At 66.4% G+C, this 1,377-nt stretch carries 3 protein-coding genes; all 3 read left to right on the top strand.

What is annotated here, in order from left to right; translation table 11 throughout:
• Nucleotides 1-505, top strand: a 505-nt coding sequence (locus ABB28_RS14000; protein WP_057509209.1) for a DUF6776 family protein, incomplete at its 5' end; no start/stop codon positions are given.
• A gap of 4 nt (nt 506-509) precedes the next feature.
• A complete protein-coding gene (locus ABB28_RS13995) occupies nt 510-980 on the top strand; it encodes a bactofilin family protein (protein WP_057509208.1) in 471 nt (156 codons plus the stop codon).
• A 31-nt stretch (nt 981-1,011) separates the two neighbouring features.
• Nucleotides 1,012-1,377: iron-sulfur cluster insertion protein ErpA (gene erpA, locus ABB28_RS13990; RefSeq protein WP_057509207.1), on the top strand; the 366-nt coding region annotated here is incomplete at its 3' end.

Genomic DNA, 1,377 nt, shown 5'->3' with positions numbered 1-1,377 from the left:
GCAGATGGGGATAAGGGACCGCATCAGCCGGGCGGCCAACAACGAGGTGCAGGCCTCGCTGGCCGAACGGGACGAGGAAATCGCCGGCCTGCGCGCCGATGTCGCGTTCTATGAGCGCCTGGTCGGTGCCACCAGCCAGCGCAAGGGCCTGAACACCCATTCCATCGAATTCCGCCCGGAAGCGGCGGGCACCTGGCAGTACGCGCTGGTGCTGACCCAGAACCTCAACCGCGGGGCGATCAGCCAGGGCCAGATGCGCTTCACCGTGGAAGGAGTGAAGAACGGACGCCTGGCCACGGTCAGCTGGGATGAACTGCACCAGCGCAGCAACGTGCCCGGCCAGGAGTACTCGTTCCGGTACTTCCAGCAGCTGGGCGGCAGCGTGATCCTGCCGGCGGACTTCACCCCGCAACGGGTTAAGGTCACACTGGGCAGTGGAACGGGGGGTTCCACACAGGTATTTGACTGGAAACAGGCCGGCGCACCGGCCGCGAACGGGGAGTAGGCAGATGTTTGGAAGCAGCAAGTCCAGCCGTGACGGACAGCTGGTGGTCGATGCGTTGATCGGCAGCCAGGTGGTGATCCGCGGCGACGTCGAATTCAGTGGCGGCCTGTATGTGGAAGGCCGCATCCACGGCAAGGTGATTGCCCAGGAAGGTGCCAGCGCCGCCAACATCACCCTGTCCGACAACGGCGTGGTGGAAGGCGAGATCCGCGCCCAGGTGGTGGTGATCAGTGGCCGCATGGACGGCGACGTGCACGCCAGCGAGCGGGTCGAACTGACCCCGAGCGCCCGCGTGAACGGCAACATCCATTACCAGGTGGTCGAAATGGCCGCCGGCGCGCAGCTGAATGGACGGCTGATCCACGCCAGCGCCCCGATGGCCGCGCTTCCGCCGCCGGAAGGCGCCGCAGAGGACGCCGGTACCGGCAAGGGTGATACCGCCGCGCGCCGCAAGCTGGCCGAGGCGATGGCTTGAAAGCCGGTCCGGGCGGCCCCATGCTGACCGCATGAGCACGCTGATTTCACTACCCGGTACCGCTGAAGCGGCGCCGGGCTACCAGTCCCTGGACCGCCCGTTGAACTTCACCGAGTCCGCTGCGGCGAAGGTGCGCGAGCTGATCCAGGATGAAGGCAATGCCGAACTGGCGCTGCGCGTCTACATCGAGGGCGGTGGCTGTTCCGGCTTCCAGTACGGCTTCGAATTCGACGAGAACCGCGCCGAGGACGACCTGGCCGTGCAGACCAGCGGGGTCACCCTGCTGGTGGATCCGCTGAGCCTGCAGTACCTGATGGGCGCGGAGGTGGATTACACCGAAAGCCTGACCGGTGCGCAGTTCGTGATCCGCAATCCGAACGCCAAGACCACCTGCGGC

The organism is Stenotrophomonas chelatiphaga, from assembly GCF_001431535.1.
In the GTDB taxonomy this organism is placed as follows: Bacteria; Pseudomonadota; Gammaproteobacteria; order Xanthomonadales; family Xanthomonadaceae; genus Stenotrophomonas; species Stenotrophomonas chelatiphaga.
Note: the sequence above shows the minus strand (reverse complement) of the source record. Positions and strands in the feature narration are given on the sequence as shown.